General features: G+C 76.1%; 14 protein-coding genes and 1 riboswitch. Of the genes, 6 read left to right on the top strand and 8 right to left on the bottom strand.

Annotation, left to right across the window (positions count from 1 at the left end):
• Positions 1-76: 76 nt before the first annotated feature.
• From ACFY07_RS07235 to ACFY07_RS07225, 3 genes are all read left to right on the top strand, one after another.
• Positions 77-367 (top strand): DUF3311 domain-containing protein, encoded by a 291-nt coding sequence (locus ACFY07_RS07235; RefSeq protein WP_230650452.1) that lies wholly within the window; start codon positions 77-79, stop codon positions 365-367.
• Positions 364-1,998, top strand: coding sequence for a monocarboxylate uptake permease MctP (mctP, locus tag ACFY07_RS07230; RefSeq protein WP_390867768.1), 1,635 nt, complete (start codon positions 364-366; stop codon positions 1,996-1,998). Before ACFY07_RS07235 ends, mctP begins: the two co-directional genes overlap by 4 nt.
• A 157-nt stretch (positions 1,999-2,155) precedes the next feature.
• Complete coding sequence (locus tag ACFY07_RS07225; RefSeq protein ID WP_390867767.1) at positions 2,156-2,968, top strand: histidine phosphatase family protein; 813 nt, start codon at positions 2,156-2,158, stop codon at positions 2,966-2,968.
• Here ACFY07_RS07225 and ACFY07_RS07220 read toward each other — a convergent pair.
• Both ACFY07_RS07220 and ACFY07_RS07215 read right to left on the bottom strand, forming a co-directional pair.
• Positions 2,931-4,019, bottom strand: a complete 1,089-nt coding sequence (locus ACFY07_RS07220) for a helix-turn-helix domain-containing protein (protein ID WP_390867766.1) — start codon at positions 4,017-4,019, stop codon at positions 2,931-2,933. The two genes, ACFY07_RS07225 and ACFY07_RS07220, sit on opposite strands and share 38 nt — an antisense overlap.
• Positions 4,020-4,062: 43 nt before the next feature.
• The gene (locus tag ACFY07_RS07215; protein ID WP_390867765.1) at positions 4,063-4,188 is read right to left on the bottom strand and encodes a hypothetical protein; all 126 of its coding nucleotides are present in this window, start codon (positions 4,186-4,188) and stop codon (positions 4,063-4,065) included.
• A gap of 158 nt (positions 4,189-4,346) precedes the next feature.
• Between ACFY07_RS07215 and ACFY07_RS07210 the strand changes: the two genes are divergently transcribed.
• From ACFY07_RS07210 to ACFY07_RS07200, 3 genes are all read left to right on the top strand, one after another.
• Positions 4,347-4,844 carry a GNAT family N-acetyltransferase gene (locus ACFY07_RS07210; protein WP_390867764.1) on the top strand — a complete coding sequence of 166 codons (498 nt, stop codon included), beginning with the start codon at positions 4,347-4,349 and terminating at the stop codon, positions 4,842-4,844.
• 135 nt (positions 4,845-4,979) lie between these two features.
• A riboswitch (cobalamin riboswitch) is annotated at positions 4,980-5,053 on the top strand.
• Between the two features lie 301 nt (positions 5,054-5,354).
• Positions 5,355-7,682 (top strand): ribonucleoside-diphosphate reductase subunit alpha, encoded by a 2,328-nt coding sequence (locus tag ACFY07_RS07205; protein WP_390867914.1) that lies wholly within the window; start codon positions 5,355-5,357, stop codon positions 7,680-7,682.
• A gap of 53 nt (positions 7,683-7,735) precedes the next feature.
• Entirely contained in the window at positions 7,736-8,710 is a 975-nt protein-coding gene (locus tag ACFY07_RS07200) for a ribonucleotide-diphosphate reductase subunit beta (RefSeq protein ID WP_390867913.1), read from the top strand.
• A 70-nt stretch (positions 8,711-8,780) separates the two neighbouring features.
• Here ACFY07_RS07200 and def read toward each other — a convergent pair whose 3' ends face one another.
• From def to ACFY07_RS07170, 6 genes are all read right to left on the bottom strand, one after another.
• On the bottom strand, positions 8,781-9,440 hold the full coding sequence (def, locus tag ACFY07_RS07195) for a peptide deformylase (protein ID WP_230650435.1): 660 nt from the start codon (positions 9,438-9,440) through the stop codon (positions 8,781-8,783).
• A gap of 127 nt (positions 9,441-9,567) precedes the next feature.
• Positions 9,568-10,542, bottom strand: a complete 975-nt coding sequence (locus ACFY07_RS07190) for a hypothetical protein (protein ID WP_230650432.1) — start codon at positions 10,540-10,542, stop codon at positions 9,568-9,570.
• Positions 10,543-10,768: 226 nt separating this feature from the next.
• Positions 10,769-12,163 (bottom strand): HD-GYP domain-containing protein, encoded by a 1,395-nt coding sequence (locus ACFY07_RS07185; RefSeq protein ID WP_390867763.1) that lies wholly within the window; start codon positions 12,161-12,163, stop codon positions 10,769-10,771.
• An 83-nt stretch (positions 12,164-12,246) separates the two neighbouring features.
• Positions 12,247-13,818, bottom strand: a complete 1,572-nt coding sequence (locus ACFY07_RS07180; protein WP_390867762.1) for an HD-GYP domain-containing protein — start codon at positions 13,816-13,818, stop codon at positions 12,247-12,249.
• 376 nt (positions 13,819-14,194) lie between these two features.
• Positions 14,195-14,500, bottom strand: a complete 306-nt coding sequence (gene rsrA, locus ACFY07_RS07175; RefSeq protein WP_390867760.1) for a mycothiol system anti-sigma-R factor — start codon at positions 14,498-14,500, stop codon at positions 14,195-14,197.
• Complete coding sequence (locus tag ACFY07_RS07170; RefSeq protein ID WP_255744140.1) at positions 14,497-15,153, bottom strand: sigma-70 family RNA polymerase sigma factor; 657 nt, start codon at positions 15,151-15,153, stop codon at positions 14,497-14,499. Before ACFY07_RS07170 ends, rsrA begins: the two co-directional genes overlap by 4 nt.
• Positions 15,154-15,169 lie beyond the last annotated feature (16 nt).

Below are 15,169 nucleotides of genomic sequence, written 5' to 3'. Positions count from 1 at the left end.
GGCGGCGCCGCTCGGCGGGCGCGCGGGCCCGCCCGCGCGCTGCGGCGCCGCGGTGCTCCCGATGCCGGAGCCGCTCATGACCGACACACCGACCGAGACGCCGGAGGCCCAGGCGCCCCCCGGCCGACCGCCCGTCGTCACCCCCGTCCGCGTGCTGGCCGGGCTCTGCCTGGTCGCGCCCTTCGTCGCCACCCTGTGGGTGTCCTCGTACGCCGACACCTCGCCGGACCTCGGCGGAGTGCCGTTCTTCTACTGGTACCAGCTGCTGTGGGTGCCGCTCTCCGCGCTGCTCACCGTCTCCGCCTATCTGCTGGTGCGCCGCGAGGAGCGGCAGCGCCGGGTCCGGGGCGGGGGTGACGCACGGTGAAGGACGGCGTCAACACCGTCGCGCTCACGGTCTTCGTGCTGTTCTTCGCGGCCGTGACCGTGATGGGCTTCCTGGCCGCCCGCTGGCGGCGGGCCGACAACGCGCTCCACCTGGACGAGTGGGGGCTCGGCGGCCGGTCCTTCGGCACCTGGGTCACCTGGTTCCTGCTGGGCGGCGACCTGTACACGGCGTACACCTTCGTCGCGGTGCCCGCGGTGATCTACGGCGCGGGGGCCGCCGGGTTCTTCGCGGTGCCGTACACGATCATCGCCTACCCGCTGGTCTTCCTCTTCCTGCCGCGGCTGTGGTCGGTCTCCCACCGGCACGGCTACGTCACCCCCGCCGACTTCGTGCGCGGCCGCTACGGCTCGCGCGGGCTGTCGCTGGCGGTGGCGCTCACCGGCATCCTCGCCACCATGCCGTACATCGCGCTCCAGCTGGTCGGCATCCAGGCGGTGCTGGACGTGCTGGGGGTGGGCGGCGGCGCGTCGGCCGGCTGGTTCGTCAAGGACCTGCCGCTCTTCGTCGCCTTCGCGGTGCTGGCCGCCTACACCTACTCCTCGGGCCTGCGGGCCCCGGCGCTGATCGCCTTCGTCAAGGACACCCTGGTGTACCTGGTGATCATCGTCGCGGTGGTCTACATCCCCATGAGGCTGGGCGGGTACGGGCAGATCTTCGACGCGGCCGCGCACAAGTTCTCCGCGGTCAACCCGGCCACCGGCAAACCGGTCGGGTCGCTGGTCAGCGGACCCCAGGCGCAGTGGGGGTACGCCACGCTGGCGCTCGGCTCGGCCATGGCGCTCTTCATGTACCCGCACTCGGTCACCGGCGTGCTGGCGTCCAGGTCGCGGGACACCGTGCGCCGCAACACCGCCATCATGCCCGCCTACTCGCTGATGCTGGGCTTCCTGGCCCTGCTCGGCTTCATGGCGATCAAGGCGGGCGTGGGCTCCGGCGTCAAGGGCTACAACGCCCAGCTGGCGGTGCCGCAGCTCTTCGAGGACATGTTCCCGAGCTGGTTCGCCGGGGTCGCCTTCGCGGCGATCGGCATCGGCGCCCTGGTCCCCGCCGCGATCATGTCGATCGCCGCGGCCAACCTCTTCACCCGCAACGTCTACAAGGAGTTCCTGAAGCCGGACGCCACCCCGGCGCAGGAGACCCAGGTCTCCAAGGCGGTGTCGCTGCTGGTGAAGGTCGGCGCGCTGGCCTTCGTCCTCGGCATGGACAAGCAGTTCGCGATCAACCTGCAGCTGCTGGGCGGCATCTGGATCCTCCAGACGTTCGTCTCCATCGTGGCCGGGCTGTTCACCCGCTGGTTCCACCGCTGGGCGCTGCTCGCGGGCTGGGCCGCGGGCATGGTGTACGGCACCTGGAAGGCGTACGGCATCGCCTCGCCCACCACGAAGCACTTCGGCGGCAGCTCCACCGTGATCCCCGTGATCGGCGAGATCGGGTACATCGGCCTCACCGCCTTCGTCCTCAACCTCGCCGTCGCCGTCGTGCTCACCCTGGTGCTGCGGGCCGCCAAGGCGCCGGAGGGCGTGGACGAGACCGCACCGGGCGACTACACCGCCGAGGCGGGCGACCCCGGGGTGGTCGAGGAGAAGACCCTGGTGGCACCGGCGGGCTGAGCAGCGGGCACGCCTCGCCGCACACCGCACCGCACACCGCACCGCACGCCGCACCGCGCGGTTTCCGCCGCGCACGGGCCGCCGCCTCCGGGAGACTGGGGGCGGCGGCCCGCGGCGTGCGGCCGCCCGGGGCCGGGACGGCGGAAGGGGCGCGGCGATGGGGGGACCACCGGTGCGGGGGGCGGGGCTGCCGCCCGCGATCGTGGCCGTGCGGCACGGCGAGTCGACCGCCAACGCGCTCTTCGCGGTGGCCGAGGCCGCGGGCGCCCTGGAGGTGCCCATCGACTGCCGGGACGCCGACATCCCGCTCACCGCGCTCGGCCGCCGGCAGGCCGACGCCCTGGGACGCCGCCTGGCGGCGCTCCCCGGCCCGCTGCGGCCGCAGGCCGTCTGGTGCTCCCCGTACGTCCGGGCGCGGCAGACGGCGGAGCACGCGCTCGCCGGGTTCGGCGCCGGGCTGCCGGTGCGGTACGACGAGCGGCTGCGCGACCGGGAGCTGGGGGTGCTGGAGATGCTGACCGCCGCGGCGATCGAGGTCCGGCACCCGGAGGAGGCCGTCCGGCGCCGCCGGCTGGGGCCGCTGTACTACCGGCCGCCGGGGGGCGAGTCCTGGGCCGACGTGGCGCTGCGGGTGCGCAGCCTCCTCGCCGACCTGGCCGGGCACGACGGCCCGGCCGGCCGCGCCGACCGGGCCGACGGGGCGGACCGGGCCGACCACGCCGGGCCGGACGGCGTGGGGACGGGCGACGGGCGGGCGGGCGACGGGCGGCCGGTGCTGCTGGTCTGCCACGACAACGTGGTGCTGATGCTGCGCCACGTCCTGGAGGGCCTGGACGAGGCCGCGCTGCTGGCGGTGCACGCCGCCGGACCGGTGGGCAACGCCTCGGTCTCCGCCTGGCGGCGGGAGGCGGGCCGGATGCAGCCGGTCTGCTTCAACGAGACCGGGCACCTGGCAGGGCTGCCGCAGTGAGCACGGCCCCGGGTGCGGGCGCCGGAGCGGGCGCCGGAGCGGGTGCGGGCGCCGGGGCGGGTGCGGCGGCGGGGACGGGTGCGGCGGCGGGGACGGGTGCGGCGGCCGGTCCGCGGAAGGTCCGCCGGTAGGCCTGCGGCGTGGTGCCGAGCCATCGGCCGAAGTGGTGCCGCAGCGTCGCGGCGTTGCCGAAGCCGGTGGCGGCGGCGACGGCCTCCACCGTCTCGTCGGTGCCCTCCAGCATCCGCTGCGCCTGGAGCACCCGCTGGCCGACCAGCCAGCGGTGGGGGGTGGTGCCGGTCTCCTGCTGGAAGCGGCGGGCGAAGGTGCGCGGCGACATGTGGGCGCGGGCGGCGAGCTGCTGCACGGTGGACTCGCGGTCGAGGTTGGCGCGCATCCAGTCCAGCAGCCCGGAGAGCGAGTCGCCCTCGGACTCCGGCAGCGGCCGCTCCACGAACTGGGCCTGGCCGCCGTCCCGGTGGGGCGCGACCACCATGCGCCGGGCGATGGCGCGGGCCACCTCGCTGCCCTGCTCCTGGCGGACGATGTGCAGGCAGGCGTCGATGCCGGCGGCGGTCCCGGCCGAGGTGACGACCTGGCCCTCGTCGACGTAGAGCACGTCGGGCTCCAGGGTGGCCAGCGGGTGGCGGGCGGCCAGCAGGTCGAGGTACCGCCAGTGGGTGGTGCAGCGGCGGCCGTCCAGCAGGCCGGCGGCGCCGAGCAGGAAGGTCCCGGAGCAGATGGAGAGCACCCGGGCGCCCCGGTCGACGGCGGCGCGCAGGGCGTCCAGCAGCTCCGGCGGGTAGCTGCCGCGGATGTCGGCGGCCACGGAGATCACCAGGTCGGCGGTGGCCAGCCGCTCCGGCCCGTGGGGCACGTCGACGGAGAACCCGGCGTGGGTGCGCATCGGGCCGGGCCGGTAGGAGGCGACGGCGAAGTCGTACACCGGCAGGCCCTGGTCGCTGCGGTCCAGGCCGAAGACCTCGCAGGCCACGCCGAGTTCGAAGGGGTGGACCTCCTCCAGCACCACGGCGACGACGTCCTTCAGCATGCCCCCAGCCTGCCGGGTGGCAGCTTTTCGCGCAAGAGTGGCATCACTGCCACTCGTTGCACGTGCATGCAAGTGCCAGGGTGGAGCCATGGACACCGCACTCGCACTCCTCGCGGTCGTGGGCGGCTTCGGCCTCCTCGGCCTCCTCGTCGGCCTGGACGCCAGGCACCACCGCGCCGTCGGCGGCCACCGCCCCGGCGGCTACCCCGCGGACCCCCACGGGCCCGAGCGGCCCGCCCTCACCCTGGGCTCGTGGCCGGCGGGCCCGCAGACGGCGGGCCCGCAGACGCCGGGCCCGCGGACACCGCGCTCCGGGAGACTGGACGCATGGACATCGTCGTACGCACCGCGCGCCCCGAGGACCTGGAGCAGGCCGGCCGCATCACCGCGGACGCCTTCGTCGGGGACGGCCACACCTCCGCCCACGGGGACTACGTCCGCCTCCTCCGCGACGCCCGCACCCGTGCCGCTGAGGCGGAGCTCCTCGTCGCCGCCGACCCCGCCGCCGGCGGAGCGGTCGTCGGCTGCGTGACCTTCGCCCTCCCGGGCGGCCCGTGGGCGGACATCGCCCGGGAGGACGAGGGGGAGATCCGGATGCTGGCGGTCGCGCGCGCGGCGCGCGGCCGCGGCGCCGGGGAGGCGCTGGTCCGGGCCTCGATGGAGCGGGCGCGGGCGCACGGGCTGCCCCGGATGGCCTTCTCCACGCAGCAGGGCATGCACGCCGCCCACCGGCTGTACGAGCGGCTGGGCTTCCGGCGGGCCCCGGAGCGGGACTGGTCGCCCGTGCCGGGCGTGGACCTGTGGGTCTACGCGGCCGGGCTCTGACGGCGGCCGGGCCCCGCGCCGGGGCGGCACCGGCGGCTGACCCGGCGTCACCCGCTCCGCCCCGGGCGGCACACAAGATGTGGGGGTGGTCGCCGCCCCCACCCCCCAGATGTATGCTCTCCTCGCTGTCGATGCAGGGGAACCCGGTGCGAGTCCGGGACTGCCCCGCAGCGGTGTGCGGGCCTCCGGGCCCGCGAGTCCGAGTGCCTGCCGACGGTGCGTCCGGCGCGCCCCTGCGCCGCCGGGCGCCGTACGTCCGGGCCTCGCGGGTGGGCCGGGGACGCCCCGGCGCGCCCGCGTCGGCGCGCACCCCTGCCCTCCCCCGGCGGCCCGGTGGCCACCACGCCGCGAGGAGAGAGCGCGTTGACCACTGCCGCCCCAGCGGGCCTGTCAGCAGAACCGTCGCAGGACGGGCCCGGCGCCCCCCGGCCCGGGAGCCCCGGGCACACCGGCCCGGAGCACACGGGCCCGGAGCACGGCGACCCGGAGCACGCCGACCCGGGCGCCGCGCTGCTGCGGATCCTCACCGACTGCACCGCCGACCTGCCCGCGGTCGACCCCGGCCGGGTCGCCGCCGCCGCCCTGCGCGGCCGCAGCGCCGGGTCCGGCTTCGCGGAGCTGCGCTCCCTCGCCGTCGAGGCCGCCGCCGCGCTGACCGCCGAGGACCCCGGCTACTCCCGGCTCGCCGCCCGGCTGCTGGCCCGGGAGATCGCCGACGAGGCCGTCGGCGAGGGCGCGGTCTGCTTCGCCGCCTCCGTCGCCGCCGGACACCGCGAGGGCCTGATCGGCGACACCACCGCCGCCTTCGTCGCCCGGCACGCGGACGCCCTCGACGCCCTGGTCGACCCCGGCGGCGACGACCGCTTCGAGTACTTCGGCCTGCGCACCGTGCACTCCCGCTACCTGCTGCGGCACCCCGTCACCCGGCGCGTGCTGGAGACCCCGCAGCACTTCCTGCTCCGGGTCGCGTGCGGGCTGGCCGTGGGCGACTCCGCGCGGTCCGTGGCCGAGGTCGCGGAGCTGTACCGGCTGATGAGCCGCCTGGAGTACCTGCCGTCCTCCCCCACGCTCTTCAACTCCGGCACCCGGCACCCGCAGATGTCCTCCTGCTACCTGCTGGACTCGCCGCTGGACGAGCTGGACTCGATCTACAGCCGCTACGCGCAGGTCGCCCGCCTCTCCAAGCACGCCGGCGGCATCGGCATCCCCTTCACCCGGGTCCGCTCCCGCGGCTCGCTGATCCGCGGCACCAACGGCACCTCCAACGGCATCGTGCCGTTCCTGCGCACCCTCGACGCCTCCGTCGCCGCCGTCAACCAGGGCGGCCGCCGCAAGGGCGCGGCCTGCGTCTACCTGGAGACCTGGCACGCCGACGTCGAGGAGTTCCTGGAGCTGCGCGACAGCACCGGCGAGGAGGCCCGGCGCACCCACAACCTCAACCTGGCGCACTGGATCCCCGACCTGTTCATGCGGCGCGTCGAGGCCGACGCCGACTGGTCGCTCTTCTCCCCCGCCGACGTGCCGGAGCTGACCGACCTGTGGGGCGAGGGGTTCGACGCCGCGTACGAGGCCGCCGAGCGGGCCGGGAAGGCCGTGCGGACCGTCCCCGCGCGCACCCTGTACGCCCGGATGATGCGGACCCTCGCGCAGACCGGAAACGGCTGGATGACCTTCAAGGACGCCTCCAACCGGACCGCCAACCAGACGGCCCTGCCCGGCCGCACCGTCCACTCCTCGAACCTGTGCACCGAGATCCTGGAGGTGACGGACGACTCCGAGACGGCCGTCTGCAACCTCGGCTCGGTCAACCTCGCCGCCCACCTGGCCGAGGGGCCCCTCGACGGCGCGGACCCCCTGGCCGCCTTCGACTGGGAGCGGCTGGACGCCACCGTCCGCACCGCCGTGACCTTCCTCGACCGGGTGGTGGACACCAACTACTACCCGACCCCCGAGGCCGCCGCCTCCAACGCCCGCTGGCGCCCCGTCGGCCTCGGCGTGATGGGCCTGCAGGACGTCCTCTTCCGGCTGCGGCTGCCCTTCGACTCCGCGGGGGCGCGGCGGCTGTCCACCCTCGTCGCCGAGCGGATCATGCTGGCCGCGTACGAGACCTCCTGCGACCTGGCCGGGCGGCTGGGCCGGCACCCGGCCTGGGAGGAGACCCGGGCCGCCCGCGGGCAGCTGCACGTCGACCACTTCCCCGACGCCGCGCCGCACTGGACGGACCGCTGGGACGCCCTGCGGGCCCGGATCGCCGCCGGCGGCCTGCGCAACGCGCTGCTGCTGGCGATCGCCCCCACCGCGACCATCGCCTCCATCGCGGGCGTCTACGAGTGCATCGAGCCGCAGGTCTCCAACCTCTTCAAGCGCGAGACCCTCTCCGGCGAGTTCCTGCAGGTCAACCCCTACCTGGTGGCCGACCTCAAGGCCCTCGGGCTGTGGACCCACGCCACCCGCGAGGCCCTGCGGGCGGGCGAGGGCTCGGTCCAGGACGTCCCCGGCCTGCCGGAGGGGCTGCGGACGCTGTACCGCACCGCCTGGGAGCTGCCGCAGCGCGCCCTGATCGACCTGGCCGCGGCCCGCATGCCGTACCTGGACCAGAGCCAGTCGCTCAACCTCTTCATGGCCGCCCCCACCATCGGCAGGCTCAGCTCGATGTACGCCCACGCGTGGCGGTCGGGCCTGAAGACCACCTACTACCTGCGGTCCCGGCCCGCGACCCGCATCGCCCGCGCCGCCGCCGGCACGGCGGCACCCTCCTCCGCCCCCACGCCCACCCCGGAGGAGCAGGCCGCCGCCTGCTCCCTGGAGAACCCCGAGTCCTGCGAGGCCTGCCAGTGACGGACCGTGAGAAGAACCTCCTCGACCCGGGCTTCGAGCTGACCCTGCGGCCCATGCGCTACCCGGCCTTCTACGACCGGTACCGGGACGCCATCCGCAACACCTGGACCGTGGAGGAGGTGGACCTGCACTCCGACGTCGCCGACCTGGCGAAGCTGGGCCCGGGCGAGCGCCACCTGCTGGGGCGGCTGGTCGCCTTCTTCGCCACGGGCGACTCCATCGTGGCGAACAACCTGGTGCTGACCCTGTACCGGCACATCAACTCGCCCGAGGCGCGGCTCTACCTCTCCCGGCAGCTCTTCGAGGAGGCCGTCCACGTCCAGTTCTACCTGACCCTGCTGGACACCTACCTGCCCGACCCGGACGACCGCGCGGCCGCCTTCGCCGCCGTGGAGAACATCCCCTCCATCCGGGAGAAGGCGCAGTTCTGCTTCCGCTGGATGGCCTCCCTGGAGGGGGGCGAGGGGGTGGAGCGGGTCGAGCGGCTGGAGACGAGGGAGGACCGCCGCCGGTTCCTGCTCAACCTGGTCTGCTTCGCGGCCTGCATCGAGGGCCTGTTCTTCTACGGCGCCTTCGCCTACGTCTACTGGTTCCGCAGCCGCGGCCTGCTGCACGGGCTGGCGACCGGCACCAACTGGGTGTTCCGCGACGAGTCCATGCACATGGACTTCGCCTTCCAGGTGGTGGACACCGTGCGCGAGGAGGAGCCGGACCTCTTCGACGAGGAGATGGGCCGGCAGGTCACGGCGATGCTGGAGGAGGCCGTCGAGGCGGAGCTGCAGTTCGCGCGGGACCTGTGCGGCGACGGGCTGCCGGGGATGAACACCGACTCGATGCGGCAGTACCTGGAGTGCGTCGCCGACCAGCGCCTCGCCCGCCTCGGCCTGCCGCCGCGCTACGGCTCGGCGAATCCCTTCGGGTTCATGGAGCTGCAGAACGTCCAGGAGCTGACCAACTTCTTCGAGCGCCGCGTGTCCGCCTACCAGGTGGCGGTGGAGGGCTCGGTCTCCTTCGACGACGACTTCTGAGCGGCCGCCGGCCGCCCCGCGGGCGTGCGCGGGGCCGGCCGGGGGCCGGTCCCGCGCACGGCGGTGCCGCTCAGTCGTTGGGCACGGTGGCGTACTTGGGGGTGGACTCGGCCATCTGCCGCAGCGCGTCCTTGCGGTCGCGCCTGGAGAGGCGGTCGATGTAGAGGTAGCCGTTCAGGTGGTCCGTCTCGTGCTGGAGGCAGCGGGCGAAGAAGCCGGTGCCCTCCACCCGGATCCCGTTGCCGTCCCGGTCCTGCCCGGTGACCGCCGCGTAGTCGGGCCGGGCCAGCTCGGCGTAGGCGCCCGGCACGGAGAGGCAGCCCTCGGGGGACTCGTCGAGGAGGCGGCGGGAGGCGTCCAGGTCCTCCAGGACCGGGTTGACGACGTACCCGACGTGGCGGACGCCCTCGTCGTCGGGGCAGTCGTAGACGAAGACGCGGGCGTCGACGCCGATCTGGTTGGCCGCCAGGCCCACGCCGTCGGCGGCGTACATGGAGACGAACATGTCGTCGATGAGGGACGCGAGGGCGGCGTCGAAGTCGGTGACGGTCCGGCAGGGGCGGTGCAGGACGGGGTTGCCGACGACGGTGACCGGCCGGACGGTGCCGCGGGAGGTGTCCGGCTCCTCCCCGACCACCTTCACGGGCGCCTCGGGGGACCCGGGCGCCGCCGCCTCGTCGGTGCCGCCCTCACGGGTGGTGGGGGTGTCGTGCTCGTGCTGCTCCGCCATCGCTGTTCCGCTTCGTCTTCCTGGAGGGGCCTGGAGGGCGCCCGCAGGTCCGCCTGCGGGGTGCCCGGGCTGTGCGGATCCCAGCGTACGGGTCCGGGGCCGGTCCGCGCCCCTTACCTGCCGCGGTTCAGCAGACCTCCTCCAGGTCCCGGTAGGCGCGCGTGCCGGGGGCCGCGGCGACCCACTCGTCCAGCAGCGGGCCGACCCGGTCGGCGGGGGCGGCGATGCCGCACTCGCGCTCCGCGATCCACGACAGGCCCTCCCCGCGGTGGCTGAGGTGGCTGAGGTGCCCGGGGTGGGCGGCGTCGCCGTCGTCGTGCGGGTCGTGGTGGTCGGCGCTGCCGTCGTCGGTGTCCATGCGGCTCTCGGAGCAGGTCCGGCAGAGCAGCCGCACGGAGGAGGTCCAGTCCTCGGCGGCGTAGCCCGCGTCGGCGACCAGCCGCTCCAGGGCGTCGCGGTCGGGCTCGGTGGCGGCCTGGAGCAGCACCACGTGGGTGGGGACCGGCGAGGGGGCCCACAGCTCGATCTCGTCGAAGACGGGGTAGGCCACGCCGTCGGCGACGCGCTCGCCGTGCGGGGCGCCGTCGTGCAGCACCACCTCGCCCCAGCGGCGGCCGGAGGACGGCAGCGGGATGGACAGCACCTCGACCCGGGCCGGGTCCAGGCGGCGGCCCCAGACGACCTCGGACTCGCCCTCCGGGGAGAGCCGGACCGGGGTGGTGCCGAAGTCGAGGCGCACCGGCCCCTCGCCCGCGGGCACCCGCAGGCCGTACGCCTGCCAGGCGCGGCGGGCGAGCGGCCAGTCCTGAAGCGCGGTGGCGGCTATGCCGAGGTTCCACCAGTCGGGGGCGCCGTGGGCGCGGTCGAGCAGGGCGACGGCGCGCAGCCCGGCGGCGCGCGCCTGCTCCCAGTCCCGGCGGAACTTGTGCAGCAGCGCGAGGTTGTACCAGGAGTCGGAGAGCCAGGGCTCCAGGTCGGCGGCCATGACGAGCAGGGCGCCCGCGTCCTCGTAGCGCCCGTTGCCGATGAGCGTGAAGGCCCGGTCGGTCGTCTGCCGCCAGGTGGCGGACGGCCGGTGCCTCGCCCGGTGGAAGATCCTCACGTCGTCCCTGCCGTTGTCCTCTGGTCGTCCTCTGGTCGGTCGTTCCTCCGGCTCGCGCGGCGGGCGGCGCCGCCGCGGCGGGCGGGGTGCCGTCGCGCGGGCCGGTCCGGTCCACGCCCGCACAGTACGGCGGGCGGAGCCGGAGCGCTACGCGATGGCCGCCGGCAGGCCGCCCCCGGAGGCCCGGACCTGCCCGCCGGCGGACGCCGGCCCTGCCCCGGTCCGCTCACTCATGACGGCCCCCTGCCCCGTTCCTCGTCCACGATGCGCGGAGCGGTGCCCGGACGGACACGGCCCCGCCCTGCTCCTCCCACTCCGCCGCCGCATCCAACCATGCGGGACGCCCCCGGCGCCGGTCGTCCGCCGGTCCCGCGGGGCCGGCCCCGGTGCAGACCGCGGTCAGCGCCTCCACCACCCGGGGGTCGTACGCGCGGCCGGTCTCCAGGCGGAGCTGCTCCAGGACCTCCAGGCGGCGGGCCAGCCGGGGGTCGTCGCAGACCAGGTCGTCGTAGGCGTTGGCGGCCCGGATGATGCGCGAGGCGGTGGGCACGGCGGGGTCGCGGCGGCCGTCGGCCGCGCGGTACGGGCGCGCCTGCAGTTCGACGAAGACCGCCACCTCGGGCGGGACGCCGGTGTGCCGGATCACCTCGCTGCCGAGTCGGGCGATCCGCCGCTGCTCCTCGGGCGGCAGCAGGGCGGTGGCGCCGCCGGGCACCGGCTCCACCAGCGAGAGCTGGCCGATGTCGTGCATGAGCGCGGCGCACTCCAGCAGCTCCAGGTCCCGTCCGGGCAGGCCCAGGCGGCTCCCGACGGCGCGGGAGAGCGCCGCGACACGGCGGGCGTGGCCGGGCAGCGTGTAGCCGGCGACCTCGGTGGCGCGGGCCAGCGCGGCGACGCTCTGCCGCCGGGTGGCGGCGGTCGCCCCGTACCGGCGGAAGGAGAGCTGGGTGAGCAGCAGCGGGACGGAGAAGACGGGCAGCGCCCAGAGGCCGATCTCGCCCGCGCCGAGGCTGATGACCAGGCCGGTGGCCGCGATCGCCGAGCCGATGCCGGGCAGGGCGTGCAGCTCGGCGACGAGGGCGGGGCCGAAGCGGATCCGGGCGCGGGCGCTGCGCAGCAGCGCGGCGAGGACGACGTCGAAGAGCGCGGCGAGGACGGCGGCGGCGGCGAGGACGAGCCCGTACTGGGCGCCGCGGGTGGCGACCCGGTCGAGGGCGCCGGAGTTGTAGAGCGGCTGGAAGAGGACGGCGGCGAAGGCGGTGGTGAGGAGGCGGCGGGCGGCCCGGTCGGGCTGCGGGGCGCGGCCGCGCAGCGTGTACGGCAGGGTGCCCAGCAGTCCGGCGGCGGCGGTCACGGCGACGGTCTGGAGCACGCCGTGGCCGGTGGGCAGCCCGCGCAGGGGTCCCAGCAGGGCGTACGCGAGCGCTCCGGCGGCTCCGACGGGGGCCAGCTCGCGGTCGCCGGGGAGGGTGATGCGGACGGCCTCGCCGGCCGCGATCAGGGCGCCGAAGGCCAGGGCGGCGCGGACGTCGGCGAGGCCGCCGGCCAGGACGGCCGCGGCGGCGGCGAGGACGAGGGCGACGGCGGCGGCGTGCACGGCGGCGACCGCGGCCAGGGGCACCGGCGCGGCGGGAGGGCGCGGGACGGGCCGCGGGGGGCGGGGCGCCGCCCGGTCCAGCGGCCGGCGGGCGGCCGGGGGCGCGCTCACCGGCGGCCCGGCCGGGCGGTGTCCTCGACGCCGGCGTCGGCGGCGGGGGCGGGCGCGGGGGCGGGGGCGGGGGCGGGCGCGGGCGCGGGTGCGGCGGTCCGCCGGTCCGGGCGGGGGCCCGGCGCGGCTGCGGGCACCTGCGCGGGGGCGGCGGCGTGTGCGGATCCGGGGACGGGGTCGGGGTCGGGGTCGGGGTCGGGCAGGCCCAGGGGGATGTCCGGGACCTCGCCCGCGTAGCCGCCGGGCGGGGGTGCGGCGGGCCGCCAGCCGTGGAGTTCGACGGCGGTGACCAGGGCCCGGACCATCCGCGGGTCGAACTGGGTGCCCGAGCAGCGGTGCAGCTCCTCCACGGCCTCGTGGACGGGCCTGCCGCGGCGGTAGGAGCGGGTGGAGGTCATGGAGTCGAAGGCGTCGGCCACCGCGATCACCCGGGCGAACTCGGGGATCTCCTCCCCCGCGAGGCCGTAGGGGTAGCCGCGGCCGTCGACGCGTTCGTGGTGGTGCAGGATCCCGGCCCGGGCCTCGCGGAGGAAGCCGATGCCGCGGACCATCTCGTGCCCGTACTCGGGGTGCAGCTCCACGGCGCGCCGCTCCTCCGGGGTGAGCGGGCCGTTCTTGCGGAGCAGCGGGGTGGGCACGCCGAGCTTGCCCACGTCGTGCAGGATCCCGGCGAACCGCAGCGAGTGGAGGCGCTCCTCGGCCATGCCGATCTGGCGGGCGATGAGCACCGCGGCCCGCCCGACGCGCTCGCTGTGGCCCCGGGTGTACTCGTCCTTGATCTCGACGGCCTGCACCAGGGCCCGCACGGTCGCGCGGTGCGCGGCCTGCTCGCGGTGGTACTGGGCGTACACCCAGCAGGAGACGGAGAGCGGCAGCAGGGCGACGACGGCGGCGAAGGCGCCGTAGGGGCCCTGCCACAGGGCGGCCATCACCAGAGCGGCCATGCCGTGGACGAGGCAGGGGACGGCGCTGCGCAGCAGGATGCCGCCCCGGGGGGCGGGACGGCGGGACGACGGGTCGGCGAGGCCGGTGACCAGGCCCAGCAGGACGCCGTTGACCAGGCAGAACACGGCGGCGGCGGCCGCGGCGGGGAGCAGCGCACCGGGGAACCGGGCGCCGAGCAGCAGCGCCGGGCCGTGCAGCAGCCGGAAGGCGGCGGCGGCGGCGAAGGCGGAGAGGGCGAGCTGGGAGGCGTTCCACAGCCGGCGGGCCGCGCGGGGCGGCGGCACCCGGCCGAGCAGGGCGGCGGGGAGGGCGGCGAGGGCGGCGGCCGAGGGCGGCAGCATCAGCGCGCCCGCGAGCAGCACGGGGAGGAAGGCCCCGCTGGCGGCGGCCTCCGCCCGGGACGGGAGGGGCGGCAGCGCGTCGCACGGCAGGTCGGCGCGGTCCCGCGGGCCGGTGCGGTCCCGCGGGCCGGTGCGGGCGGGGAGGCCGCGGGCGATCAGGTCGCAGCCGGCGTACAGGAGGGTGAGGACGGCGAGCCGGGACCAGGGCACGGGCGCGCCCGCCCAGCGCGCCGCCGGCAGGGCCTCCCGGAGGGGCGGGAGCAGCGGCAGCAGGCAGGGCACGGCGGCTGCGGCGGCCGCGGTCAGGCAGATCCGGGCGGCGGGAGGGAGCGCGGCGCCCGGGCCGGGCTCCGCGGGATCGGCAGCGATGACGGCCTCCGTACCGGTCGGGTACGGCGGCCCCGGTGGTGCGGACCGCCCGCCACGGAGGATAGGCCGCGGACGGGCCTCGGACGGGCCGCTCGCCGGATTGGCCGGGTCGGCGCAGCCTGATTCCCACGTTCGGGTGACACCGGGCGCGGGCGGCTGCCCGCCGGAGGCCGGGACGGGCCCCGGCGCGTCCGCCGCGGGGTGCGGGTGCGGCCGGTCCGCAGGCCGGCCGGGTCCCGTCACGCCCCGGGGCGGCGGGCCGGGCCGGCGGGCGGACCGGCCGCGCCGCTCACTCCTGCGGGAGGGCCTCCGCCGCGGCGTAGGCGGTGTCGGCGCGCTGGGCCGTCCGGATGGAGTCGATCCGCGCCAGCACCTTGCTGCGCAGGTCGCTGGGGGCCGCGTCGCAGCCGCAGGACCGCTTGATCAGCGCCTTGATGGCCTGCTCCAGCCCGTACTTCTCCAGGCAGGGGGAGCACTCCTCGAAGTGCTGGCGGAGCTTGGCGCAGTCGCCCTCGTCCATCTCGTTGTCGAGGTACTCGTAGAGGTGGTCGAGCACCTCTCCGCAGTCCGTCTCGTGCGGGTTACCGCAGCTCATGTGCCCGAGCCCTTCGCCTCGTCCCCCGCACCCGCCCCACTGCCGGCCGGGACCAGCCCCCGGTCCCTGGCGTAGTCCTCGAGCAGCCCGCGCAGCTGACGGCGCCCCCGGTGGAGACGGGACATCACGGTACCGATGGGGGTACCCATGATGTCGGCGATCTCCTTGTAGGCAAAGCCCTCGACGTCCGCGAGGTAGACCGCGATGCGGAACTCCTCCGGGATCGCCTGGAGGGCCTCCTTCACGTCGCTGTCCGGGAGGTGGTCCAGCGCCTGGGCCTCGGCGGAGCGCAGGCCGGTCGACATGTGCGACTCGGCGCGGGCCAGCTGCCAGTCCTCGATCTCCTCGGCCCCGGTGCGCTGGGGCTCCCGCTGCTTCTTGCGGTAGGAGTTGATGAAGGTGTTGGTGAGGATCCGGTACAGCCAGGCCTTGAGGTTGGTGCCCTCGCGGAACTGGTGGAAGGAGGCGTACGCCTTGGCGAAGGTCTCCTGGAGCAGGTCCTCGGCGTCCGCGGGGTTGCGCGTCATGCGCAGCGCGGCGGAGTACATCTGGTCCAGATAACCCAGGGCGTCGCGCTCGAACCGCTCGCGGCGCGAGTCCTCCGACTCCCCGGCGGGGACGCGGAAGGTGTCCTCGCCGATGGCGTCGGCCAGCTCCTCCCCGCTGAGC

Source organism: Streptomyces sp. NPDC001380 (genome assembly GCF_042895785.1).
GTDB lineage: Bacteria > Actinomycetota > Actinomycetes > Streptomycetales > Streptomycetaceae > Peterkaempfera.
This window is presented reverse-complemented; position numbering and strand designations above follow the sequence as displayed.